The sequence below is a fragment of the Vibrio sp. 2132-1 genome (assembly GCF_033344315.1).
The window spans coordinates 269-533 of the sequence record NZ_JAWPON010000792.1; the positions used below are offsets into that span (position 1 = coordinate 269).

Below are 265 nucleotides of genomic sequence, written 5' to 3' on the forward strand. Positions count from 1 at the left end.
CAACTGTCCTTGTTGCTGTTTTGGATAGAGCGTTTCTACCAGTTTAAGGGGCGCTATCGTATTAATCTCAAGTACTTTACGCCATTCATCCACATTGGTATTGCCAAACCCATAACCTTTAGGGCCGTAGTAACCAGCGTTGTTAATCAAAAGGTCGATAGGTGGCAGGCTCTGAGCAAGTAACGCGATTTTTGCGTAATCAGTAACATCCAGTTCATGCAAGCTCAAAGAGGAGTAACGTGCTCTCAAAGCTTGTAGTTCGTCA

Annotated in this window: 1 protein-coding gene; it reads right to left on the reverse strand. The window is 44.2% G+C overall.

Translation table 11 applies throughout. From position 1 onward, the window contains the following. Positions 1-265 (reverse strand): SDR family NAD(P)-dependent oxidoreductase (locus tag R8N47_RS28030; RefSeq protein WP_318186462.1); only part of this gene is annotated, 265 nt, incomplete at both ends.